This is a genomic window from Aquimarina sp. Aq78, assembly GCF_900299525.1.
Classification (GTDB): Bacteria; Bacteroidota; Bacteroidia; order Flavobacteriales; family Flavobacteriaceae; genus Aquimarina.
In genome coordinates this window covers 45,735-70,196 of sequence record NZ_OMKA01000016.1, presented here as the reverse complement: position 1 = coordinate 70,196, position 24,462 = coordinate 45,735, and the positions used below count along the sequence as shown (strand labels likewise).

23 protein-coding genes and 1 other RNA gene are annotated in these 24,462 nt (G+C 32.6%); 12 read left to right on the top strand and 12 right to left on the bottom strand.

The genetic code is table 11. The features are described 5' to 3' along the window. Nucleotides 1–183: 183 nt before the first annotated feature. Complete coding sequence (rlmD, locus tag DG435_RS10795; RefSeq protein WP_106794889.1) at nucleotides 184–1,593, bottom strand: 23S rRNA (uracil(1939)-C(5))-methyltransferase RlmD; 1,410 nt, start codon at nucleotides 1,591–1,593, stop codon at nucleotides 184–186. Nucleotides 1,594–1,708: 115 nt separating this feature from the next. Between rlmD and DG435_RS10790 the strand changes: the two genes are divergently transcribed. From DG435_RS10790 to rocD, 3 genes are all read left to right on the top strand, one after another. Then, a complete protein-coding gene (locus DG435_RS10790; protein WP_106794888.1) occupies nucleotides 1,709–2,266 on the top strand; it encodes an RNA polymerase sigma factor in 558 nt (185 codons plus the stop codon). Then, entirely contained in the window at nucleotides 2,256–2,642 is a 387-nt protein-coding gene (locus DG435_RS10785; RefSeq protein WP_106794887.1) for a DUF6768 family protein, read from the top strand. Before DG435_RS10790 ends, DG435_RS10785 begins: the two co-directional genes overlap by 11 nt. Before the next feature lie 116 nt (nucleotides 2,643–2,758). Next, the gene (rocD, locus tag DG435_RS10780; protein ID WP_106794886.1) at nucleotides 2,759–4,003 is read left to right on the top strand and encodes an ornithine--oxo-acid transaminase; all 1,245 of its coding nucleotides are present in this window, start codon (nucleotides 2,759–2,761) and stop codon (nucleotides 4,001–4,003) included. A 76-nt stretch (nucleotides 4,004–4,079) separates the two neighbouring features. On the opposite strand, the gene DG435_RS10775 is transcribed toward rocD, so the two are convergent. The 4 genes from DG435_RS10775 to DG435_RS10760 form a co-directional block, all read right to left on the bottom strand. Next, the gene (locus DG435_RS10775; protein WP_024772594.1) at nucleotides 4,080–4,388 is read right to left on the bottom strand and encodes a CCC motif membrane protein; all 309 of its coding nucleotides are present in this window, start codon (nucleotides 4,386–4,388) and stop codon (nucleotides 4,080–4,082) included. An 8-nt stretch (nucleotides 4,389–4,396) separates the two neighbouring features. Continuing rightward, on the bottom strand, nucleotides 4,397–4,687 hold the full coding sequence (locus DG435_RS26085; protein WP_159025781.1) for a DUF2752 domain-containing protein: 291 nt from the start codon (nucleotides 4,685–4,687) through the stop codon (nucleotides 4,397–4,399). A gap of 85 nt (nucleotides 4,688–4,772) precedes the next feature. Next, nucleotides 4,773–5,096, bottom strand: coding sequence for a CCC motif membrane protein (locus tag DG435_RS10765; protein WP_024772596.1), 324 nt, complete (start codon nucleotides 5,094–5,096; stop codon nucleotides 4,773–4,775). Nucleotides 5,097–5,108: 12 nt separating this feature from the next. Further along, the gene (locus DG435_RS10760) at nucleotides 5,109–5,327 is read right to left on the bottom strand and encodes a DUF2752 domain-containing protein (RefSeq protein ID WP_369871921.1); all 219 of its coding nucleotides are present in this window, start codon (nucleotides 5,325–5,327) and stop codon (nucleotides 5,109–5,111) included. Nucleotides 5,328–5,610: 283 nt separating this feature from the next. On the opposite strand from DG435_RS10760, the gene DG435_RS10755 reads away from it, so the two are divergent. Both DG435_RS10755 and DG435_RS10750 read left to right on the top strand, forming a co-directional pair. Further along, on the top strand, nucleotides 5,611–5,829 hold the full coding sequence (locus DG435_RS10755) for a hypothetical protein (protein ID WP_106794658.1): 219 nt from the start codon (nucleotides 5,611–5,613) through the stop codon (nucleotides 5,827–5,829). Beyond that, on the top strand, nucleotides 5,826–6,374 hold the full coding sequence (locus DG435_RS10750) for a DNA mismatch repair protein MutS (protein ID WP_106794659.1): 549 nt from the start codon (nucleotides 5,826–5,828) through the stop codon (nucleotides 6,372–6,374). The genes DG435_RS10755 and DG435_RS10750 overlap by 4 nt, the downstream gene beginning before the upstream one ends. Here DG435_RS10750 and DG435_RS10745 read toward each other — a convergent pair whose 3' ends face one another. Beyond that, complete coding sequence (locus tag DG435_RS10745; protein ID WP_106794660.1) at nucleotides 6,375–6,905, bottom strand: hypothetical protein; 531 nt, start codon at nucleotides 6,903–6,905, stop codon at nucleotides 6,375–6,377. 16 nt (nucleotides 6,906–6,921) lie between these two features. Further along, entirely contained in the window at nucleotides 6,922–7,827 is a 906-nt protein-coding gene (locus DG435_RS10740; RefSeq protein ID WP_106794661.1) for a hypothetical protein, read from the bottom strand. A 178-nt stretch (nucleotides 7,828–8,005) separates the two neighbouring features. Between DG435_RS10740 and DG435_RS10735 the strand changes: the two genes are divergently transcribed. After that, entirely contained in the window at nucleotides 8,006–9,154 is a 1,149-nt protein-coding gene (locus DG435_RS10735) for a cysteine desulfurase family protein (protein WP_106794662.1), read from the top strand. 13 nt (nucleotides 9,155–9,167) lie between these two features. Here DG435_RS10735 and DG435_RS10730 read toward each other — a convergent pair whose 3' ends face one another. From DG435_RS10730 to DG435_RS10720, 3 genes are all read right to left on the bottom strand, one after another. Continuing rightward, nucleotides 9,168–11,636, bottom strand: coding sequence for a carboxypeptidase-like regulatory domain-containing protein (locus DG435_RS10730; protein ID WP_106794663.1), 2,469 nt, complete (start codon nucleotides 11,634–11,636; stop codon nucleotides 9,168–9,170). Nucleotides 11,637–11,649: 13 nt separating this feature from the next. Next, nucleotides 11,650–13,338: a M23 family metallopeptidase gene (locus DG435_RS10725; protein WP_106794664.1), complete on the bottom strand. Its 1,689-nt coding sequence runs from the start codon at nucleotides 13,336–13,338 to the stop codon at nucleotides 11,650–11,652. A 65-nt stretch (nucleotides 13,339–13,403) separates the two neighbouring features. Then, nucleotides 13,404–14,450: a beta-1,6-galactofuranosyltransferase gene (locus DG435_RS10720; RefSeq protein ID WP_106794665.1), complete on the bottom strand. Its 1,047-nt coding sequence runs from the start codon at nucleotides 14,448–14,450 to the stop codon at nucleotides 13,404–13,406. Nucleotides 14,451–14,629: 179 nt separating this feature from the next. Between DG435_RS10720 and glf the strand changes: the two genes are divergently transcribed. From glf to rny, 5 genes are all read left to right on the top strand, one after another. Continuing rightward, nucleotides 14,630–15,751, top strand: coding sequence for a UDP-galactopyranose mutase (gene glf / locus DG435_RS10715; protein ID WP_106794666.1), 1,122 nt, complete (start codon nucleotides 14,630–14,632; stop codon nucleotides 15,749–15,751). 89 nt (nucleotides 15,752–15,840) lie between these two features. Continuing rightward, complete coding sequence (locus tag DG435_RS10710) at nucleotides 15,841–16,131, top strand: hypothetical protein (RefSeq protein ID WP_106794667.1); 291 nt, start codon at nucleotides 15,841–15,843, stop codon at nucleotides 16,129–16,131. Between the two features lie 7 nt (nucleotides 16,132–16,138). Further along, nucleotides 16,139–16,429, top strand: coding sequence for a cell division protein ZapA (locus DG435_RS10705; protein WP_024772608.1), 291 nt, complete (start codon nucleotides 16,139–16,141; stop codon nucleotides 16,427–16,429). Nucleotides 16,430–16,481: 52 nt separating this feature from the next. Next, a non-coding RNA gene (gene ssrS / locus DG435_RS10700) (6S RNA) lies at nucleotides 16,482–16,588 on the top strand. Between the two features lie 53 nt (nucleotides 16,589–16,641). Next, on the top strand, nucleotides 16,642–18,210 hold the full coding sequence (gene rny, locus DG435_RS10695; protein ID WP_106794668.1) for a ribonuclease Y: 1,569 nt from the start codon (nucleotides 16,642–16,644) through the stop codon (nucleotides 18,208–18,210). A 98-nt stretch (nucleotides 18,211–18,308) separates the two neighbouring features. On the opposite strand, the gene DG435_RS10690 is transcribed toward rny, so the two are convergent. Next, the gene (locus tag DG435_RS10690) at nucleotides 18,309–18,710 is read right to left on the bottom strand and encodes a hypothetical protein (RefSeq protein ID WP_234387177.1); all 402 of its coding nucleotides are present in this window, start codon (nucleotides 18,708–18,710) and stop codon (nucleotides 18,309–18,311) included. A gap of 262 nt (nucleotides 18,711–18,972) precedes the next feature. Further along, a complete protein-coding gene (locus tag DG435_RS10685; RefSeq protein WP_106794669.1) occupies nucleotides 18,973–21,531 on the bottom strand; it encodes an ATP-dependent Clp protease ATP-binding subunit in 2,559 nt (852 codons plus the stop codon). Between the two features lie 367 nt (nucleotides 21,532–21,898). Between DG435_RS10685 and gyrA the strand changes: the two genes are divergently transcribed. Further along, nucleotides 21,899–24,442, top strand: a complete 2,544-nt coding sequence (gene gyrA / locus DG435_RS10680; protein ID WP_106794670.1) for a DNA gyrase subunit A — start codon at nucleotides 21,899–21,901, stop codon at nucleotides 24,440–24,442. Nucleotides 24,443–24,462 lie beyond the last annotated feature (20 nt).

Sequence of the window (24,462 nt, the reverse complement as noted above, 5' to 3'; positions counted from 1 at the left end):
ATTTGAAGTTGATGAATTTATTGCAAATTGAATGCTTGAATATGTAATGAATAAAAAAATCGATGAAATGCATAATAGAGTTATGTTTCATCGATTTTATTTATTATTGAATCAATTTTCTGGTTATTTGCAGATATATAAGTTTAATGCAAACTCAGGTTTTGTCAGAAATTGATCATGAATCTATCTTTTTTCAAGTAATACAACGTTCTCTACGTGATATGTCTGCGGGAACATATCTACAGGTTGAACTTTACTTACTTTATACATCTCATCTAACAATGAAAGATCACGTGCTTGTGTTGCACTATTACAACTTACATACACTATTTTTTGAGGAGAAATGTTTAATAATTGCCCAACGACATCTTTATGCATTCCATCTCTTGGTGGATCTGTAATTACCACTTCGGGTTGACCATGTAGGGAAATAAAATCTTTGGTAAATACCTTTTTCATATCACCAACATAGAATTCTACATTGTCAATATTATTACGTTTTGCATTTTCTTTTGCATCTTCTATAGCTTCGGGAACTGCTTCTACGCCGATTACTTTCTTTGCTTTTTTTGCAACAAACTGTGCTATAGTGCCGGTTCCTGTGTATAGGTCATATACTAATTCTTCTCCGGTAAGATTGGCAAAATCTCGAGTTACTTTATATAATTCGTATGCCTGTTTAGAATTTGTTTGATAGAAAGATTTAGCATTAATTCTAAATCGCAATCCTTCCATTTCTTCTTCGATGTAATCTTTTCCTTTGTAACAAATAACCTCTTGATCATAAATTGTATCATTACCTTTAGGATTAATTGTATACTGCAGAGAAGTGATTTCTGGGAACTCTGAAACCATATAATCTAATAATAGCGTTCTTTTTTCTACATCTTCATGAAAAAATTGAAACAAAACCATAATTTCTCCTGTAGATGCAATTCTAATCATCAATGTACGCAAAAAACCATGCTGCTTCCTTGCGTTATAAAAAGAAAGGTTGTTTTCTGTAGCAAAAACTTTTACTTTATTTCGAATATCATTACTTGGATCTTCCTGTAGATGACATTTGTTGATGTCCAGAATTTTATCCCACATTCCTGGAATATGAAAGCCTAATGCATTTCTATTTTGAATTTCAGAATCACTTCTAATTTCATCTAGAGTTAGCCATCTGCTATCACTAAAAGAAAATTCCATTTTATTTCTATAGAAAAATTGATCCTCTGAGCCAAGTATTGAACTTACCTCTGGTAGCTCAATTTTACCTAATCGAGTTAGGTTATTTACAATTTCTTGTTGTTTATAAGCCAGTTGGTGTTCATAACCCATAAACTGCCATTTACAACCTCCACAAGTTCCAAAATGCTCGCAAGTGGGCTCAACACGTTTGTCTGATAGTTTGTAAAAAGTAGTGGCAGAACCTTCATAAAAGGCTTTACGTTTTTTGGTAGTTTGGATATCTGCTACATCTCCAGGAACTGCATTGTTAATAAAAATTACCTTCCCATCTGGGGCTTTAGCAATACTTTTTCCCTTTGCACCCGCATCAATAACTTCGATATTCTCAAAGATTTGTCTTCTGTTTTTCCTTGCCATAGCGCAAAAATAACAATAGAAAGCATATACTTATTAAATTTTCAATATATCTTAAAAAAAGAAATAAAAAAATGAACCTATTTATTATTTCTACGTCTATACTATAAAGGCCAATATGACAAACACCAATAAAACAATTGACTCTTTGTTGGTATTACAATGCCAATCAGGAAGCAAGAAAGCGGTAACTCTTCTTGTTAAAAGATGGCATACAAAACTATGTAAACAGGCGTATTGGTACACTCGAGATATGGAAATTTCAAAAGATATTGCTCAAGATAGCTGGAGTACTATTTTTTTAAAAATCAATAGCTTAAAAGATTCTAATAGTTTTGGAAGTTGGGCGTTGACCATTGTAACCAGAAATGCTATTAATTGGTTGCGGAAACATAAAAAGGAAGTAGAACATTTACAAGCATATAAGGATTGTAATACAAATCGTATTGAAGATGATGTCCAAAACAATCAAAATACGATGGTGTTATTAAAAAACTCAATTAAAAAATTACCTTATAATCAACAATTAGTACTTAACCTTTTTTACATAGAGGAGTATAGCATTAAACAAATAAGTGATATTATAAACGTTTCGACAGGTACTGTTAAATCACGTCTGTTTACTGCTAGAGAAAAACTGAAATTAATTTTAAAAAATAGAAATCATGGAGAATAAAATGAAAGATATCGATCAATTGATTAAAGAAACATTGAGTCAGGAAGAAGCAAAATTTTATGATGATTTAGATGAACAAAATCTTTTCGAAATGTTAGGAGGGCTTTTTAATACTAAACACAGATGGATTATTGTATTAATGAATATAGCAACTGTAATAGCTTTTGGTTTTTTTGTTTATTGTATTATTCAATTTTTGAATACAGATAATACCAACGAACTTATAAAATGGTTTGCAGGAGGAGCGATCTGTATAATGATTATAGGAATGACCAAATTATTTGCCTGGATGCAAATGGATAAAAATGCAGTATTGAGAGAAATTAAGAGGCTAGAACTACAAGTATCTTCTATAGCTGGAAAAATATCACAATAAGATTTTAGAAAGAAGCTTATATTTAGTAATTTGCAACCAACTTCAGTAGGATGATTTCTCTCCCGAACTTTATGTCGAAGTAGGAATTGTAAAGTTTTATTTTTAATACGTGAATAATGGCAATCTTAGAGAAAAAGTCATCACAGCATTTAATTGAATTAGAAGACAAGTACGGAGCTCATAATTATCACCCACTGCCGGTTGTTTTAAACAAAGGAGAAGGTGTATATGTTTGGGATGTAGAAGGAAAAAAGTATTATGATTTTTTAAGTGCATATTCTGCAGTGAATCAAGGACATTGTCATCCTAAAATAGTAGGAGCAATGGTTAATCAAGCGCAAACATTAACGCTAACCTCACGAGCTTTTTATAATGATAAATTAGGTGAATATGAGAAGTTTGCAACTGAGTTTTTTGGTTTTGATAAATTATTACCAATGAATACTGGTGCAGAAGCTGTAGAAACAGCATTGAAACTTTGTAGAAAATGGGCATATGAGAAGAAAGGTATACCAGAAAATGAAGCACAGATTATTGTGTGTGAAAATAATTTTCATGGAAGAACAACAACAATCATATCATTTTCGAATGATGAAGTAGCCAGAAAAAACTTTGGACCATATACTGCAGGATTTATAAAAATTGAATATGATAACCTATCTGCTTTAGAACAGGCCTTAGAAAGTAATGCTAATGTTGCAGGGTTTTTGGTAGAGCCTATACAAGGAGAAGCTGGTGTGTATGTTCCTTCTGAAGGGTTTTTGGCTAAAGCCAAAGCACTTTGTGAAAAACATAATGTACTATTTCTTGCAGACGAAGTTCAAACAGGAATCGCTCGTACAGGAAAATTATTAGCGGTCGATCATGAAAATGTTAAACCGGATATTTTAATTCTAGGAAAAGCATTAAGTGGAGGAGCATATCCTGTATCAGGAGTTTTGGCTAATGACACAATAATGAGTGTTATAAGACCAGGAAATCATGGTAGTACTTTTGGAGGTAACCCTGTTGCAGCAGCGGTAGCTATAGCTGCTTTAGAAGTGGTAAGAGATGAGAAATTAGCTGAAAATGCAGAAGAATTAGGTCAGTTATTTAGATCAGAATTAAGTAAGTACATTGAGGAGTCTAAAATAGCGAATTTAGTTCGTGGTAAAGGACTGTTAAATGCGATTGTAATTAACGATTCTGAGGATAGTGATACTGCCTGGAATATCTGTGTAGCGCTTAAAGAAAATGGTCTTTTGGCTAAACCAACTCATGGTAATATTATTCGTTTTGCACCACCTCTGGTAATGGATAAAGAACAGCTACTGGATTGTGTAAATATTATTATCAAGACCTTAAAAGAGTTTGAAAAATAGTGAAATGCTATTCAAAATTTATATGAAATAAAAAAGGAGGCATGATAGCCTCCTTTTTTTATTTTATGCAAAAAAATTATTGATTTAGTATTTCAGACCATGGCATTAGAGCACCCATAAATATAATATACCCAATAATGATTAATAGGTATAAAGAACTTAATATAGTACCAATTATAGCACAAATTCTACCTGCATTTAGATTTTCATAACCTATGTATAATTCGGGATTTGCTAGATATTGTTCTTTAGCTTTCTTAGCTAATACTAGTGCAATGATACCAAATACCAATCCAAGAAATCCATAACAAAAACAGGTTACTATTGATGCGATTCCGAATATTAATACCAATGTAGCATTTGGCAATTGTTGTTTGTTTTCCATATAATGTATTAGAATTTTATAATATAATTTGTAATGATAAGTATACTATTTAAGATATAAAAATATTGAAGGGTTTTAGCTCCTTTTTTAAATTTCAGAAAAAGATGAGCAATTAAATATCCAAACATTAATAGTAATGGTATAAGTGCAGGGTACATTAGAAAAGATTCTATTAAATTACCATTAATAAGTAATAAAAAACTTCGTTGAAAACCACAACCCAAACAATCAATACCAATTAGTTTTTTAGTTGGGCATTGTAATAGATTAGATTCAATATTATTAATAAACTGTTCCAAATTATAGTAGCAAGAAATTTATTCTAAATAAAAACTGTTCGAAATATAATTCCGAACAGTTTTTAAAAATTAAATTATTTACAGATTATCCTCCGTACTGTTCCATCATTCCTCTTTGCATCTCTAGGATGCCATCATATCCTACTGTTGCAAATATGAAGATAACATAGACTAAATAGATAATACTTAATATTAGACCTACAATTGCTAGTATCTTACCTGTTTTAACATTTTGATATCCAGTATATAATTCTGGGTTTTCATTGTATAATGCAGTAGCTTTTTTTGCAAGTACTATAGCCACAATAGCCAGGATGATTCCTAGTACACCATAACAACAGCATCCTAAGATTGATAGAATACCAAAAACCAAGATTAGGGTAGAATTAGGTAATGTTTGTTTTTCCATAATTTAGATTGATTAGTTAAAAATAATTTTCATTTTGATGACATAACTTATAATGATAGTAAGTATGGCAGTGGCCATAAGACTCATTCTTATAAGTCTATCATATTTAAATTTGATAAAAAAGTTGAATCCCAAAAATATAAGTAATAATAAAAGAGGATAAATCGCGGGATACATATAAAATGCTGCAACAAAATCTCCTTTAAATAAGAGAGAAATAGATCTTTGCATTCCACAGCCTAAACAATCAACGCCAAAAATTTTTTTGTTTAAACAAGGTAGCATATAGGTCTCCAAAAGCGAAAATCTTTATAATTATTAATCGCAATATACATAATTAAGTTATTTAAAATATTTGGAGGTTCAAAAATCTATTATTTAATACTTTTGTAACTGTAAAGAAAATGTCTTGAAGTTATTATTAGAAAAGAAATCAATTCTTATATATTAGATCGGTATATTATTAATGATTATAGATAATACTATCAGGTTAATGAAAAAAAGGTTTAGGTAAATGAATTATAGCAGGGTCAAAAAAATCATAAGTATACTTTTGGTAATTATTGGAGCTATTGCAATGATAAGTGAAATTTCCTCGGTAACGAAAAACTATTATATCCAGAGTGTTGGAGTGATTTTTTTAATGTTAGGAGTATTTCTGATTAATACTAAAGTGAAATCGAAGACGAAAATCGATTCTGATCCATACTTTGAAGAAGAAGAAGAATTATGATTAAAATAGGGGATACTGTATCTGTTTTGGATGAGCCAATTACAGGTAAAGTTATAGCGGTTACTGTAGATGAAGTAACAATTGAAACAGAAGATGGGTTTGATATGACATTTTTTGTTCGTGAAGTGGTAAAAATTGAATCTGGAGAGCTTATTATGCCTTCTTATGAAGAGATAAATAAAAACTTAAAGGAGAAGGAGGTTTTTAAAAAGAAACCCAAAAGACCTATCGTTAAACCAAAAGAACGAGATATACCACCGATGGAAGTTGATTTACATGTTAACAAATTGGTGAGGTCGACAAAGGGAATGACAAATCATGATATGATTACTTTGCAATTGGACACGGCAAAAAGACAATTGGATTTTGCGATTAGTAAACGTATTCCCAATGTGATTTTTATTCATGGGGTAGGGCAAGGAATTTTAAAAGAAGAACTCAAATACCTATTTGGGAGATATGATAATATAAGAATTTCTGAAGGTGATTATAAAAAATATGGGTTAGGGGCGATGGAGGTGTATATTGTTCAGAATCCAAAATAGTTATTTTAAAACCGTAATCTCGTCTTCACCGAGTTCTAATAATTCTTGTCGTATTGAAATCCCAGCTCCTTCCAGAGTGATATCGGTAAGGGTTATTGTTCTGGTATAGATGGTTTCTGTGGCAGTGTCACTCTTTACAACATATTTTATTACAGCATTTCCATTAGAGCTTTTTAGCTCTTGAGTAACTGTAATACCACTGGGAGGAACGCTGCTACAAAAATATGCTGAGCCATCGATTTGAGCATTAAACTGTCTATACACTAAGATATTCGTAGTGTTATTAAGCGCTATGGTTTGAGTAAGATCCTCTGGAGCTGTATTTAATTCAAAAGTAGTACTTGTAAAACTAAGAGAAAGAGATTGATTAATTTGAGAATCAATTTTGAAAAAAACAAAAGTATTTTCATTTTGATTAGAACAATTCTCTAACGGAGCTGTGAAATTACTGATGTCATTTTCAATAACATCTCCTTCACTACAACTAACCAATACTGCAATAAAAATTATATAGTAAAAAAAATTATTCATAATAATGTGATATGAGCTACTCTTTTTTGGTTGTCTTAGGGATAGTAACATCTCTAAAACCAAATGAAAAATTCTTGTCTTCAAAATTTTGATTGTTACCATCAAAAACAAGACCGTTTATTGATACAGTGGTCCTAAATGTGGTTTTTATAGTATTATCAAGAACAGGATCTACTGCAACTGCTACATTGGTTGATGCTGCGTCCAGATAAAATAGCTTTCCAGAAACGGCATCTCTATCATCTCTTGGGTTTCCATTCTCATCGGCATCTTCATTACGGGTTAAGATTCCATCATTATCATCATCTTGTTCGAGATAATCAGGTACACCATCTTCATCTGTATCCCGAGGATTATCATTATCAGGAATATCGTTTGGTAACTCAACACTAGTTAGAATGTTATCATTGTCGTCATCCTGATCTTTATAATTTGGAATTCCATCACCATCGGTATCATCATCCTCAAGGTTGCCATTACCATTAAGATCTTCTTGTTCTGCAGGAATCCCATCATCATCATCTTCTGTGATGATTTCGGTTAAAATTTCAGATGTTCCTGTAATACCATTAAGTTCTTCAGCAATTATAATTTCACTAGAGGGTACATTAGAACAAAAATAATCTACAGTTACGGGTACATTGAAATTTCTATATATTAAGTTATTGGAACCTTCGCTTAGTTTGATAGAAATAGGTGTAGGTGTTGCAATAGTGTCAGAAAAAGTATCGTTGATAAAGTTGTAAGAAATAGCCTCGTTTATAGTTTTACTAATCTTGAAAAAAACAAATTCATTTGCTTTTGCACCTTTGCAAAGTTGCAAATCAACATCATCAAACTCAAAACTGGTGATCACTATGTCACCATCATCACACGAGGTAATAGATAATAATAAAAAGAGAAATGAAAACAACTTTTTCATGTCAGAATGAGTATTTTTTTTGACAAAAGTAAAGGAATTGAAAGATTATAACGTGTCTACTCGAAAATAATTTTATTTAGATTAGTTTTGTAGTCGGAAAATTGGGAATATTGTAAGAATTAAAGTTTTTACAAAAAATAAATAAATATCTATTTCAACAACTTAATTACTTTGTTTTATGCAAAAAGTTTATTTTGATAGTGCGGCTACCACAGAGGTAAGACCAGAGGTTATTGCTAAAATGGTTTCTGTATTGAAAGAAGATTATGGAAATCCTTCATCAATACATGGTTATGGTCGATCTGCTAAGAATCATATCGAACAAACTCGTAAAAATATTGCTGGTTATTTAGGAGTAAAAGCCTCAGAAATTATATTTACTTCTGGAGGTACAGAAGCTGATAATTTGGCAATAAATAGTGCTGTTAGAGATTTAGGGGTTACCCATATTATCACCTCTAAAATAGAACATCATGCTGTATTACATACGGTACAGGAAATAGAATCTCGTACAAATATAACGGTAAGTTATGTTGCTATAAATGCAGATGGCTCTATTGATTATAAACACTTAGAATCACTTCTTAGTGATTCTACAGAAAAGACATTGGTAAGTTTAATGCACGTAAATAATGAAGTTGGAACTATATTAGATATTGAGCGTGTTGGAAACTTGTGTAATGAACATAAAGCACTTTTTCATAGTGATATGGTTCAATCAATAGGTCATTATGATGTAAGCTTAAGTAATTTGCATATTGATTTTACAGCTGTAAGTGCTCATAAATTTCATGGACCAAAAGGAGTTGGTTTTGCATATATTCGCAAAAACTCAGGTTTAAAACCGTTAATTTTTGGAGGAGAGCAGGAACGAGGATATCGAGCAGGAACAGAAAGTGTGCATAATATAGCAGGCATGGATGAAGCGTTACGATTATCATATGAAAATTTGGAAGAAGAGAAGAACTACATTATAAATCTAAAGCAATACTTTATTGATACTCTTAAAAGCAACATTGAAGGAGTAAAGTTTAATGCTAGTTGTTGTGATTTTAATAAAAGTACATACACGTTAATTAGCACGTGTTTACCTGTTTCTGAAGAAAAAGCTGGCATATTGTTATTCCACCTGGATATTAATGGAATTGCCTGTTCAAAAGGGAGTGCTTGCCAAAGTGGAAGCGGTAAAGGGTCTCATGTGTTAACCGAAATTCTTTCTGATGAGGATTTACAAAAACCATCAATACGTTTCTCACTTTCAAAATTTAATACTAAAGAAGAAATAGATTATACAGTTGATGTACTAAAGAAATTTATAGAAGAATAATCTATTCTTAAAATTAAAATTTCATTCCTAGTCGAACATTAAAAACCCGTGGCGTTAAATAGTTGGGGATAGCAAATTGGCGTTGACTTGCTGCGTCTCTAACAAAAGTATTGGTGATTGTATTTTGATTATCAAAGATATTGTAGATCTCAAAACCAAGGTTTAGTTCTCTAAACATATTAAGAAAATGACCTGCTCTTAATCTTTTGTTTTGATCAACCACGACATATGATATGCCTAAATCAGCTCTTCGATAATCTCGTAGTCTGGTCTGAAAATTATATGGATCTGCATAACTGGGAGAACCTCCTGGAACTCCTGTTTGATAGACCATATTTAAATACATCTTTAAACTTGGGATTGAAGGTACATAATCCTGAAATAATACTCCAATTTTTAGTCGTTGATCAGTTGGTCGAGATATATACCCGCGCTTATCAATATTTTCTTCAGTTTTTAAATATCCTAAACTAACCCAACTCTCTGTACCAGGAACAAATTCTCCATTAAGTCTTAAGTCTATCCCTTGCGCATACGCTTCCGCATTATTTCTAGCACGATATCGTATTCTAACATTTTCAATAGTATATGGGTTTACATCGGTTAGTTTTTTATAATACAGCTCTGTGGTTAATTTAAATGGTCTTTTCCACATAGAAAAGCTGTAGTCATTACCAAGTACGATATGTATAGATTGTTGCGCTTTAACATCAGGTCTTACAACTCCTAATGAATCTCGTAATTCTCTGTAAAAGGGAGGTTGATGATACAGCCCTCCAGAAACTCTAAAGATCATATCAGATTTCCAGTCAGGTTTAATAGCAACTTGTGCCCTTGGACTGAATACAATTTGCGAATCAGAACCCTCAACTGTGTTTCCATAGATATTCCAGTTATGTGCTCTGACACCTACGTTTGCCCAAATTTCATTTTCTTTTATATTAGAGCGAATGCTATATTGTACATATCCAGAAATACGGTCAATTTTAGTGTCATTTGTAGCTCTTACACTGGTAAAAGGAACAATAGGGCTTGCAAAAGGAGTGTATGGCTGATCATTTACAAAATCCAATACAGGAGGTCTGATAGAAAACCCAGCAGAATCAATGATTTCATATTCTTGTAAACGATCTCTAATATCTTCTGAGGTAAATTTGATACCCCAATCAAACTGATGTTGATCTGCAATATATGTTCCTTTGTGTTCTAGATTAAATATTAAGGCATCCAGATCATTTCTTGCATGCGTTAATTGAGAGCCTATTCCTTCGCTAAATTCTACTTCTCCTAAATTCTCACTACCAATGTCGGTATTTACAGTTCCTAGTGCATAAGCTGCAAAAATATCATAATGTTCTTGTTCTTGGGTGTGATATCCCGAGGCAATTAATTTTAGGGTTAGATTATCATTGGCTCTGTAGGTTCCCTTAAGTGCCCCAAAATAGGTTTCGTATTTATCTTTTTCCTGCCCATCATAACGAACAGTTAGTGCTTGCACTGTTTGTAATGTTCCAAAATTCACTTGCTCCGTTAATGGCTCATAGTCATAGGTGTTAAGTGCTAAATTACTTAAAAACCCTAATTCAAATTTACTAGAGAAGTTATAAGAAAGATAAGTTTGTACATCAGCAAATCTCGGTTGAAAATTGGTTTCTGTATTCTTAGCATCTACTAGTAAACTGTTATCTCTATATCGTACACCAACAATAGCGGCTAGTTTTTTGTTCTTAGAAATTCCTTCTGCAGAAACACTACCTCCTAGAAGACTTAGATCTGCTGTTGCTCCTAATCTTGTTGGTCTTTTGTAAGTAATGTCTAGAACTGAAGAGAGTTTGTCTCCGTATTTAGCTTGAAACCCTCCTGCAGAAAAATCTACATTGCGAACCATATCTGTATTTACAAAACTTAAGCCTTCCTGCTGTCCGGATCGTACTAAAAAAGGACGATAAACTTCAATCTCATTTACATAGACCAAATTTTCATCATAATTTCCTCCACGAACAGAGTATTGCGTGCTTAATTCATTATTAGAACTCACCCCGGGTAAACTTTTGAGAAGCCCTTCTACACCAGCATTGGCAGAAGGAGTTGTTCTAATGGTTTCGGGATCTAATGTTGTAATTCCTTCTACTATTTTACGTTCTCTACCCGATATAATAACTTCAGCTATCTGTTCAATATCTGTTTTTAATACTGGGTTGAGTTCATATTCTTGATTTTCTTCCAGATTAATAACAAACTGTACATTTTTTAAACTAATGTGAGATATGTTTATTGTGATTTCTTGATTAGCAGGAATACTAAGCTGATATACGCCATTTTTATCAGATTGAGTACCAGAATCGTTATAGGAGATGTTAGCTCCCTGTATGGGTACATTGTTTTCATTAAGAACTACACCTTTTAGCGTTGCAGTCTGAGCCGAAGAAGAGATACTGAATATAATCAGTAAAATCAAAAGAGGAAAAAAATTAGGTTTCAAGAAGTAAGAGTATTTAAGGTTTTCTAAAAAATGTGGTTTCGAATGTTGCTCGATTACCTACTTTATCTAACACAACAAGTTTAAAATTATTTTCTGAGTCCACATGATTTTTATCATTAAAGTCATAGATTAACATTCCGGTCTTATAATCATATTCTAATAAAATGAATTTTCCATTTATAGTCCCTCGATAGCTTTTTATTCCAGATTCAGAATCATTAATTTTTACTTTTAAATGTGTGGCCTTTGATATCCATTTTTTGCTAGAAACATTAATGGGTATTATCGTAGGTTTCAGATTATCGGTAAATAAGGAGTATGTGCCAAAAGTACGTGTCCGAGTAGAGAATCGATTACCCTTTTTTGCGGTTCTAGAGTAGGATGGTGTTTTAGATCCATTTATACGCCCTATGTATAGTTTTTTCTTATCTTCTTCTTTATATCTGGATACATCAAAAACCAGTGTCATGTTTTTGTGTAATGGAGTCTTGTTATTGTGAATTTTGATTTTTTCCCCACTAACGGATATATCCAAATAAGTATTTTCATACAATGCTCCTTTAGGAATAAAAAGATCAAAAAAGCCTGAGCTATATGTGTAATTTTCAGTTGCCTTAGCGTACTCTGATGTTTTAGGAATATCTGTTTTTGTAATCGTTTCGAGATATTTCCCTTGTATAGGAATATTAATTGTAGTTGTATTGTTTTTAAAATCTTTGATGTGGATAGTGTAGTTGTAAGAAAGGCTATCTTGAATATTAACAATGCCATTATTTGTTTTCTTTTTGAAAACGGTTAACGGATTGTTTTTTTCAACAAAGAGTTTCGTTATCCTGCTTCTATATTCCTTAAAATAGGAGTAATCAATAATTCTGTTTGCATACCGTGTTTCTGCAAAAGAAAAACGATTCATTTCTATTTTTAAATTTTCCTGACCATTAATTTCGGTGGTTATTTCATATACACCATTATTGTTTTCGGCTAAATCTTGTTTATCTATGGTAGATACACCAAAACCAATTTTTCCATATGCATTCAGGTTTTCTGCTTTATAACTACCATCTTCTAGAAGTGTAAGTTTTAATCTAACTGGTTTTTGCGAACCATTAATTTGTGCGTTTTTGCCTAAACTATATGACCAAATACTATTTATGATTGGTTTTCTGGTATCTTTTACATCCATGCCAAAATTCATTGGGTTCATTGGTCTGGATCTTGAATCTCTAATTTCAAAATGAAGGTGAGGACCAGAACTTCCGCCTGTATTACCACTAAGTGCTATAATATCTCCTTGCTTTACTAATAACGAACCTGATTTTGGAAAAAGCTCTATTTCATAAGATTCTTTTGCATATTGTCTTTCTTTTACAAAAGCTTCAATTTCTGGAGAGAATTTTTTTAAATGTGCGTATACACTTGTATATCCATTGGGATGTGCAATGTATAATGCCTTACCGTAACCGCCATGCGAAATTTTTATTCTAGTTATTCTGCCAGATGCAGTAGCGTATACATTTAACCCTTCTTCGCCATTAGTTTTCATGTCTAATCCAGAATGAAAATGATTAGATCTCAGTTCACCAAATGTCCCAGAAACTACAGTGGGGATATCAAGAGGGTTAATAAAATAGTCTTTAGGAAGATCCTTTTGTCCATAGCAAAAAGAAAATCCGAGTAAAATAAAAACTATAATCTTTCTCATAAAAAGGGGTATCTATGTGTATGTTTATGAAATGTGTTTATAAAACTACTTATTTTTTTGGTAGGTTATGCTATTTTCAATGCATGATTAATGGCATCATTTAAATATCCACCAGAAATGATTTTTGTTCTAACCAAGTCAACATTGGTTTTCATTTTTTTATATTCATCTAAAGATAAACTTTCGAGTTTGTCACTTAATTCATCTAAATTAGAAACTGTAAAGCCAATATTGTTATCTGTTATAAAAGTACTAATGGCTGCTTTATCCCATACAATTACAGGTAATCCACATAAAATATATAATGAAGTTTTATGAGGGTTGTTGTATTTTAAATATTGTCCATATTGCCCACTACATTCTTCTGTAGAGATACCATCCCATACTAATCCAAAAGATCCTTTGATATGATAAGCTACCACATCAGAGGGAAATGCTCCTTCATAAGAAAGAATTGATTTTTCTTTTTCGGTTTTTAGTTTTTGATAATCAAATCCCATACCATACAGGTTCATTCCGAATTTTTTTCTTTCGAGCTGGTCAAGATCATAGATGTATGAATTTTTACCGTCTCCAAATCCTCCGGCATATACTATTTCGTGAAGCTTTTCTCCTGTAACATTATTATTTTGATCGGGCAATCCTTTGTTTAATATATAGTCAAATATTCCAAGTACAATTATTGGAGTTTTAACTCCTTGTTCCAAGAACCAATCTTTCATCGAATCATTGTGCACAATAATGGCGTTTGAAGAAGTTATCTTTTTTAATTCTTTATCTGCATCACTAGTTCTACCTTTTAAAAAACGAACATCATGGACTATGGTAATGATTTTGCATCTTTTTATTTTTGCAACAAACAAGACATAGTTTCTAAACTTATTTAGTGGATATTGTGTACACAATGTTGATTTATAAGGTAGCCGTATTAAGGCAAAGGTGATGCCGAAAAAGTTTTTTAGAGCTCCAATAGCAGAATTAGGGATTGAAGATTGTTTGAATCCCAGGTTTTTAAACCCCATTTCGGTTAAAATAGACTCACAATCGGTTTTTGCTTTACCTGCTGCATTAAAAAGAGATTTGTAATTTCTAGAGATGAAATATCCTTTCATATAAATGTATAAATTTAGTGCAGGAAAGATACATACATTTTATTTTTTATACCCTATTTTAAGAAGATTATCAGTTGCGATTTTTTGATGTATAATTATTACATATAAAATCCTTTTAAAAATAGTAGTTTTGACAACTGAATTTTATAGAAGCCGTTTCGAATCAAAAAAGTATACTAGTGAAAGAAAAGAAATATGATTATCTAATTGTAGGAGCAGGGTTGTTTGGGAGTGTTTTTGCTCACGAAATGACTAATCGGGGTAAAAAATGCCTTGTGATAGACAAGCGAGATCATTTAGGTGGAAACGTATATTGTGAAGAAAAAGAAGGAATTAATGTACATAAATATGGAGCTCACATTTTTCATACTAATGATAAAAAAATCTGGGATTATGTAAATCAGTTCGCAACTTTTAATAATTATATAAACTCTCCTTTATCATTGTCAAAGGGTAAATTGTATAACTTACCTTTTAATATGAATACGTTCTATCAACTTTGGGGAACCAAGACACCGCAGGAAGCAAAAAATATTATTGATAAACAAGTAGCGCAATATGGAGTAAAGTCTCCTCAAAATCTAGAAGAACAGGCTTTATCTTTGGTGGGTAAGGATATTTATGAAACTTTTATTAAAGCATATACCGAAAAACAATGGGGGAAAAAAGCTACAGAACTTCCTGCTTTCATTATTAAAAGGCTTCCTGTTAGATATACGTATAACAACAATTATTTTAATGACATTTATCAAGGAATCCCTGTGGGAGGCTATAATGTAATTATTAATGGCTTATTAAATGGTATTGACACCAAAACAGGAGTAGATTTTTTTAAAGATAGAATAGATCTTGAATCTCTAGCAGATAAGATTGTGTATACCGGTAAGATAGATGAGTTTTTTGATTATAAATATGGGCAGTTAGAGTATAGGTCATTGCGATTCGAACACGAGCTTCATAAGATAGAAAATTACCAAGGTAATGCTGTAGTGAATTATAATGATGCAAGTTATGCATTTACCAGAATTATAGAGCATAAACATTTTGAATTCGGAAAGCAAGACCGAACAATCATAACAAAAGAATATCCTGAGAACTGGGATAGAGGTAAAGAGGCATATTACCCTATTAATAATGATAGAAATCAAGAAATCTTTAAAAAGTATAAAGAAGAATCACGAGAATTAGAAGGGGTGATTTTTGGAGGAAGATTAGCAGAATATCGTTATTATGATATGCACCAGATAATCGCATCTTCTTTGTCCAAAGTAGAAGAAATATCGAGGATTAAACCACAATAAAGTAGGGGTTTAAAATTAGTTGTAAAACTATTGGGTTTTTTCAATTGGTATGTTAACTTTGTGTATCGAAGTATTGTGTAAAATTTACAATGAGTGATTTAATTGAAATTATTGATTCTCTTGAAAATAGAATAAGTAAGTTGCTTCATAAGTATGAATTGGTTAAGCAACAAAACCTAAGTCTAAAAGAGAAAATATCGAATTTGGAGTCTAATTCAGAACTTCAGGTAGATCAATTAAAGCAGTGGGAAGAAAAATTCAGTGCGCTCAAAAATGCAAACGCAATACTAGGCAGTGACGAATATAAAAGGGAAACCAAGCTCAAAATAAACGCTTTAATAAGAGAGATTGATATGTGCATAGCACAACTTTCTGAATAAGTAAAATATGGCAGATAAGCTTAAAATTAAATTATCTATTGCAGATCGTGTATACCCATTAACGATTAATCCGGATCAGGAAGAAGGTTTACGAAAGGCTGCAAAAAAGATAGAAGCTATGATAAAGCAATTTGAGCAAAGTTATGCGGTTAGAGATAAGCAAGATGTATTGGCAATGTGTGCTTTACAATTTGCGGCACAAGTAGAACAAAAAGCTATAGATAAAGATGATGACACGGTTAATGTGGCTAATAGGTTAAATGAATTAAATAATTTGCTACACGAACATTTATCATAACGTTCTTTAAAATAAATAAGGTTACTGCCTGCACTAGTTGTTATTTTGATAAACTCAACAAGAATTAATTAAAAAGGGTGAGTTTAAGTTGTAAAAGCGCGCCGCCTTGAGCGGATTCTTGAGCAACTTGTTAGCCCTAAACCTGTTTTTACAGAGTTTATACAAAACCTTTGCTAGTGCAGGCTTTTTTTATATAAATACTAACATAAATTATGGATAATAATATTATATTTTTGATAGTTGCTGGGGTAGCAGGACTAATGATAGGGTTTATCATTGCCAAAGTTCTGGAGCGTAGCAAGGCGTCAGAAATTATTAAAAATGCTAAAAAAGCTTCCGAAAGCATTTTAAGAGATGCTAAAAGTGAGGGAGAGACAATTAAAAAAGACAAGATACTTCAGGCTAAAGAAAAATTTATTGAATTAAAATCAGAACATGAAAAGGTAATATTATCCCGCGATAAGAAGATAGCTGAAGCAGAAAAACGAACTAGAGATAAAGAATCTCAGGTTTCTAATGAATTATCTAAAAACAAAAAACTAAATATAGAGCTAGAAGAAAAGATTAAAGAAGGAGAGCAGCGCAAAGATTATTTAGAAAAGAAACAAAGCGAACTTAAAAAACTTCATAAAAGTCAGGTACAACAACTTGAAGTTATATCTGGATTATCTGCAGAAGAAGCGAAAGAACAACTTGTAGAATCTCTAAAAGGACAAGCAAAGACTGATGCTATGGCGGTTATTCAAGATACTATTGAAGAAGCTAAACTTACAGCACAGCAGGAAGCTAAGAAAGTAATAATAAATACTATCCAAAGAATAGGTACAGAAGAAGCAATAGAGAATTGTGTCTCAGTTTTTAATATTGAAAGTGACGATGTAAAGGGTAGGATTATTGGTCGAGAAGGTAGGAATATTAGAGCTATTGAAGCTGCTACAGGAGTTGAGATTATAGTTGATGATACCCCCGAAGCAATAATTTTATCTTGTTTTGATTCTGTAAGAAGAGAAGTTGCCCGATTATCACTTCATAAATTAGTGACAGATGGAAGAATTCACCCTGCACGAATAGAAGAAGTGGTAAGAAAAACGAGAAAACAAATTGATGAAGAGATAATCGAAGTTGGTAAGCGTACTGTGATTGATCTCGGTATACATGGATTGCATCCAGAACTAATTAAAACTGTAGGTAGGATGAAATATAGATCTTCTTATGGTCAGAACCTTCTACAGCATTCAAGAGAAGTTGCTAAATTATGTGGTGTAATGGCTTCAGAATTAGGATTGAATCCTAAATTAGCCAAAAGAGCAGGGTTGTTGCACGATATTGGTAAAGTTCCAGACACAGAAACAGAGGTGCCACATGCTATTCTGGGAATGCAATGGGCAGAAAAATATGGTGAGAAACAAGAAGTTTGTAATGCTATAGGAGCCCATCACGATGAGGTAGAGATGACATCTTTAATATCTCCTATCGTTCAGGTGTGTGATGCGATTAGTGGTGCCAGACCAGGTGCCAGACGTCAAGTACTGGACTCTTATATACAAAGATTGAAAGATTTAGAAGGGATTGCTTTTGGGTTTGATGGAGTCAAAAAAGCTTATGCGATTCAGGCAGGTAGAGAGCTTCGTGTAATTGTGGAAAGCGAAAAAGTAAATGATGAAAAAGCAGCTAGCCTTTCTTTTGAAATTTCTCAAAAAGTACAGACAGATATGACGTATCCAGGTCAGGTTAAAGTGACCGTAATACGAGAAACAAGAGCAGTAAATATTGCTAAATAATATTTTTAGAAATACGTATAGCAAAGCGATAGTACTTAAGGGTAATATCGCTTTGTTGTTTTTGGTAAGTTTACTTGGAGAATTATTTTAGTATAGGATTAATCTCTATACTTTTTAATAATGTTGTCTTTCCACTCCAGGGCTAATTCTAAGATGTCAAATTGTTTGAATTCTTTGTTGAAGAAAGTTTTTTCGAGCTTTATTTGTATTTTTTGTTTAGGATCTGTAGATACTACAGCAAAACCAATCATATTAGAGATTTTAGCTGTTTCCAGATATACAGTGGGGTTTACAGCATAAGAATTAATGCGGTGAGTAATGTAAACGAAGGGTTTGTTTTTAAAATGTTTTTCTACTATTTGTAGTAAAACATCGTTATGTTCTGGTGATACTGTGACTCCTTCTTTCATTACAGCCTTTACATAATCTTCATATATTTCTATATGACAAAAATAAAAATTGTATGAAGTGATCATTAGGTTTTTGTTAGCTTTTAACATGTGTTTTAGATACAAAAACAGGGTGAAAATAAAACTTTTTCATGCTATTTTATCGTATAATATATGAAAAAAACATGAATTTATTAAGAGGCTAAAATATGTCTCATGTTAAATTCATGGCTATATTCGTTCTGTTTATTTGGGGTTGATATTATTTAGTTAAGTAGCTCAACAGCTTTTAATAAAGTTTCTTTAATGGATTATAAAAAAGACTGTTATTTTAGAGATAACAGTCTTTTTTGTAATTGTTATGCTTTGATGATTAGGATTCAGTAGATTCTTCTGCTTTTTTAATAGTAATTGTTAATTCACCAGAATCATCATCCATATCCATGAATATGCTATCTCCTTCTCCAAGCTGAGAGTTTATAATCTCTTCTGCTAAAGCATCTTCTATATATTTTTGAATAGCTCTTTTTAAAGGTCTTGCGCCATACTGTCTATCAAAACCTTTTTCGGTAATGTAATCCTTAGCTTTTTCACTTAAGGATAAGTCGTATCCGAGATCTTTAATTCGTCCATATAGTTTATCAAGTTCGATATCGATAATTTTATGGATATCCTCTCGTTCTAATGCGTTAAATACAACAACATCATCTACTCGGTTCAGAAACTCAGGAGCAAATGCTTTTTTTAATGCATTTTCTATTACTCCTTTTGCATAATCTTCTGCTTGAGTCTTTTTGGCAGAAGTTCCAAAACCAACTCCTTGTCCAAAGTCTTTCAGTTTACGCGCTCCAATATTAGAAGTCATAATGATTATAGCATTTCTGAAATCAATTTTTCGTCCAAGACTATCAGTAAGGTATCCATCATCTAGTACTTGAAGCATCATGTTGAATACATCGGGATGTGCCTTTTCGATTTCATCTAATAAAATAACTGCATATGGTTTTCTTCTTACTTTCTCGGTAAGTTGGCCTCCTTCTTCGTAACCAACATATCCAGGAGGTGCTCCAATAAGTCTTGAAACTGCGAATTTCTCCATATACTCACTCATATCAATACGAATAAGTGTGTCTTCACTATCAAAAAGCTCTCTAGCCAAGACTTTGGCTAACTGTGTTTTACCAACTCCTGTTTGTCCTAAAAATATAAATGACCCAATAGGTTTGTTAGGATCTTTTAATCCGGCACGGTTACGTTGTATTGCTTTTACGACTTTGGTAACAGCTTCATCCTGTCCAATAACTTTACCCATAATTAGATCAGGTAATTCGGCAAGTTTATTGCTTTCGGTCTGTGCGATACGATTAACGGGGATACCAGTCATCATAGAAACTACATCTGCTACGTTTTCTTCATCAACGGTTTCTTTATGTAATTTAGATTCTTTTTCCCATTGTTCTTGTGCAACTCCTAGTTCTTTCTCCAGATTCTTTTCGTCATCTCTAAGTTTTGCAGCTTCTTCGTATTTTTGTTTTTTGACTACACTGTTTTTTAGTTCTCTTACTTCTTCAAGTTTTTTCTCGAGATCAAGTACTTTCTTAGGAACATCAATATTAGTAATATGTACTCTAGAACCAGCTTCGTCCAGTGCATCGATAGCTTTGTCTGGTAAAAAGCGATCTGTCATATATCTATTAGTTAGTTTTACACAAGCTTGGATAGCCTCTGGTGTATAACTAACATTGTGATGTTCTTCATATTTTTCCTTAATATTATTAAGAATTTCTATGGTTTCTTCAATATTTGTAGGTTCTACAATTACTTTCTGAAAACGTCTTTCTAATGCGCCATCTTTTTCTATATATTGACGATATTCATCTAAGGTTGTAGCTCCAATACATTGAATTTCACCTCTTGCTAAGGCTGGTTTAAACATATTCGAAGCGTCTAAACTTCCTGTAGCGCCACCAGCACCAACAATAGTATGGATTTCGTCTATAAAAAGAATGATATCATCGTTCTTTTCTAATTCGTTCATTACCGCTTTCATTCGTTCTTCGAATTGTCCACGATATTTGGTTCCTGCTACTAAGCTAGCCAGATCAAGAGTAACCACTCTTTTGTCAAATAAGATTCTAGAAACTTTTCGTTTCACTATTCTTAGAGCAAGTCCTTCTGCAATGGCAGATTTACCCACTCCGGGTTCTCCTATAAGGAGAGGGTTGTTCTTTTTACGTCTACTTAATATTTGAGATACGCGCTCTATTTCTTTGGATCGTCCTACTACCGGATCGAGTTTTCCTTCTTCTGCCATTGCAGTTAAATCACGGCCAAAGTTGTCTAAAACAGGAGTTTTAGATTTTTTCCCTGCTTTACTTCCTCCAGAAGGAGAGTTAAAAGGGTTTTCTTTGGATGAATCTCCTGTTAAATCATCATCATCTTCAGAGAAAGATTCTGCTTTTGGGTTATCTATATATTCTTCTTCGTTAGCAATCATAAACTTAAATTGGTCTTTAACATTATCGTAATCTACTTTTAAACGATTTAAAAGTTTTGTAGTTGGGTCGTTTTCATTTCTTAGAATACATAACAGAAGATGAGCAGTATTAATAGAAGAACTTTGAAATAGTTTAGCTTCTAAAAAAGTAGTTTTTAGTGCTCTTTCTGCCTGTCTGGTTAAATGTAAATTTTTTTTCTCGTTTGAGGCAACGGCTATATTTGGATTTGCAGGGCTAAGAATCTCGACCTTTCTTCTTAGATTGGTCAAATCGATATCCAGCGCATCTAGAATATTAATAGCTTTACCACTTCCGTCACGTAGCAACCCTAGCATAAGGTGTTCTGTACCGATAAAGTCATGCCCTAATCTAAGAGCTTCTTCTTTACTGTATGCAATAACATCTTTTACTCTGGGTGAAAAATTATCATCCATAAAATTATTCTCTTTCTTTATAACTAAAATAGTAATTTTTAGAATTATATTGACAAAAACTATTCCTTTTAATCGATCATTAACATATATATTTTGACAATAGGGTATTTTGTCATGTAATTTCAAGCTCTAAAAAAAAACACTAGCTCCGAGACAGTGTCTTTTAAGGTTTTTTTGCTTTTATTGGTAAATAGACAAAAAATGCTTTAATAATCAAAACCTATGATCGTAGACTTATTAACTATCTATATCCTTACTATTGTTAATAAATTACGTATATTAGATAGGTAATTGGCTGTTAAAACCGTCTTAATTTACTTAAATTAGCGCGTTTAATTAATCAATTTTTAGAATAAAATAATTTTTTATGGCTGATGGAGAAAAGCTTATACCTATCAATATAGAAGATGAGATGAAATCGGCATACATTGATTACTCAATGTCTGTTATAGTATCTCGTGCACTTCCTGATGTTAGGGATGGTCTTAAGCCCGTACATAGACGTGTTTTATACGGTATGTATGAACTGGGTGTTAAAGCAAGTAGTGCCCACAAGAAATCTGCAAGAATTGTAGGTGAGGTTCTTGGTAAATATCACCCGCATGGTGATACGTCTGTATATGATACGATGGTTCGTATGGCGCAAGAATGGAGTTTGAGATATATGTTAGTTGATGGCCAGGGTAACTTTGGTTCTGTAGATGGTGATAGTCCCGCGGCTATGCGTTATACAGAAGCAAGAATGCGTAAGATATCTGAAGATATGCTGGCAGATATCGAAAAAGACACTGTAGATCATACATTTAATTTTGATGATACCTTACAAGAACCAACAGTTCTGCCAACAAGAGTTCCGGGATTATTAATAAATGGAGCTTCGGGAATTGCAGTGGGTATGGCAACAAATATGCCTCCGCATAATCTAAGTGAGGTTGTTGATGGTACAGTTGCTTATATTGAGAATAACGATATCGAAATTGATGAATTAATACAATATATTAAAGCCCCGGATTTTCCTACAGGAGGAACAATCTATGGTTATGATGGTGTTAGGGAGGCTTTTAAAACGGGTAGAGGAAGAGTCGTTATACGAGCTAAAGCAAGTTTTGAAGAAGTAAACGGTAGAGAAAGTATAATCGTTACCGAGATCCCTTATCAAGTGAATAAGGCAGATATGATTAAAAAAACTGCTGACCTTGTTAATGATAAGAAGATTGAAGGGATTTCTACAATACGTGATGAGTCTGATAGAAACGGTATGCGTATCGTATACGTTCTTAAACGTGATGCAATACCTAATATAGTACTAAACCTTTTATATAAATATACAGCCTTACAATCTTCGTTTAGTGTAAATAATATTGCACTGGTTAATGGAAGACCACAGCTGTTGAATGTAAAAGAAATGATTCATCATTTTGTCGAACACAGACATGAAGTAGTTGTTCGTCGTACAAAATATGAATTGAAAAAAGCTGAAGAAAGAGCTCATATTCTTGAAGGGTTAATTATAGCCTCTGATAATATTGATGAAGTGATTGCTTTAATTCGTTCTTCTGCAAATGCAGATGAGGCACGCGAAAAATTAATAAAGCGTTTCAAACTTTCTGAAATACAGGCCAAAGCAATCGTAGAGATGCGTTTGCGTCAATTAACAGGTCTTGAACAAGATAAGCTACGTGCAGAGTATGATGAGTTGATGAAGACTATTGATGACCTTAAGGATATTTTGGAAAAGAAGGAGCGTAGAATGCAGATCATTAAGGACGAGCTGGCAGAAATAAAAGAAAAATATGGTGATGAGCGTCGTTCTCAAATAGAATATGCAGGTGGAGATCTGAGTATAGAAGATATGATTCCGGATGAAAAAGTAGTAATTACGATTTCACATGCAGGATATATAAAAAGAACTTCTCTTAATGAATATAAGAAACAAAATAGAGGAGGAGTAGGACAAAAAGGAAGTACAACACGTAATGAGGATTTTCTTGAACATTTATTTGTAGGAACCAATCATCAGTACATGCTGTTCTTTACTCAGAAAGGAAAATGTTTCTGGATGAGAGTATATGAAATTCCAGAAGGAAGTAAAACTTCTAAAGGAAGAGCTATTCAAAATCTAATTAATATACATAATGACGATAAAGTGAAAGCTTTTATCTGTACTCAGGATCTTAAAGATGAAGAGTATATTAATTCGCATTATGTCATTATGGCAACGAAAAAAGGTCAGGTCAAAAAGACATCATTAGAACAATATTCCAGACCGAGAACAAATGGTATTAATGCAATTACTATTAAAGATAATGACGAGCTTCTAGAAGCTAAGTTAACCGATGGTAAAAGTCAGGTAATGCTAGCAGTAAAATCGGGTAAAGCAATTCGATTTGAAGAAGAAAAGACTAGACCAATGGGGCGTGGAGCCTCAGGAGTAAGAGGAATCCGACTTGCCGATGATAAAGATGAAGTAATTGGTATGGTAGCTGTTAATGAAATGGAAAGTAATATCTTAGTAGTTTCAGAAAATGGTTATGGAAAACGCTCTAAATTAGAAGATTATAGAATAACGAATAGAGGAGGTAAAGGTGTTAAAACCATTTCTGTTACAGATAAAACAGGAAGCCTGGTAGCAATTAAGAACGTTACCGATTTAGATGATCTTATGATTATAAATAAATCAGGAATCGCTATTCGACTTGCAATAGAAGACTTACGTGTAATGGGACGCGCAACACAAGGTGTACGTCTTATTAATTTAAAAGGTAAAGATTCTATTGCTGCAGTAGCAAAAGTTATGCATGACGAAGACGATATAGATCAGGATGAAGATATAGAAGATGTTGATTCTTCTGAGACAGATACTGATAATGCTTCAGATGGCACGAATATTGATAATGAAACAAAACAATAATTAAATCCCATTTTAAAAAA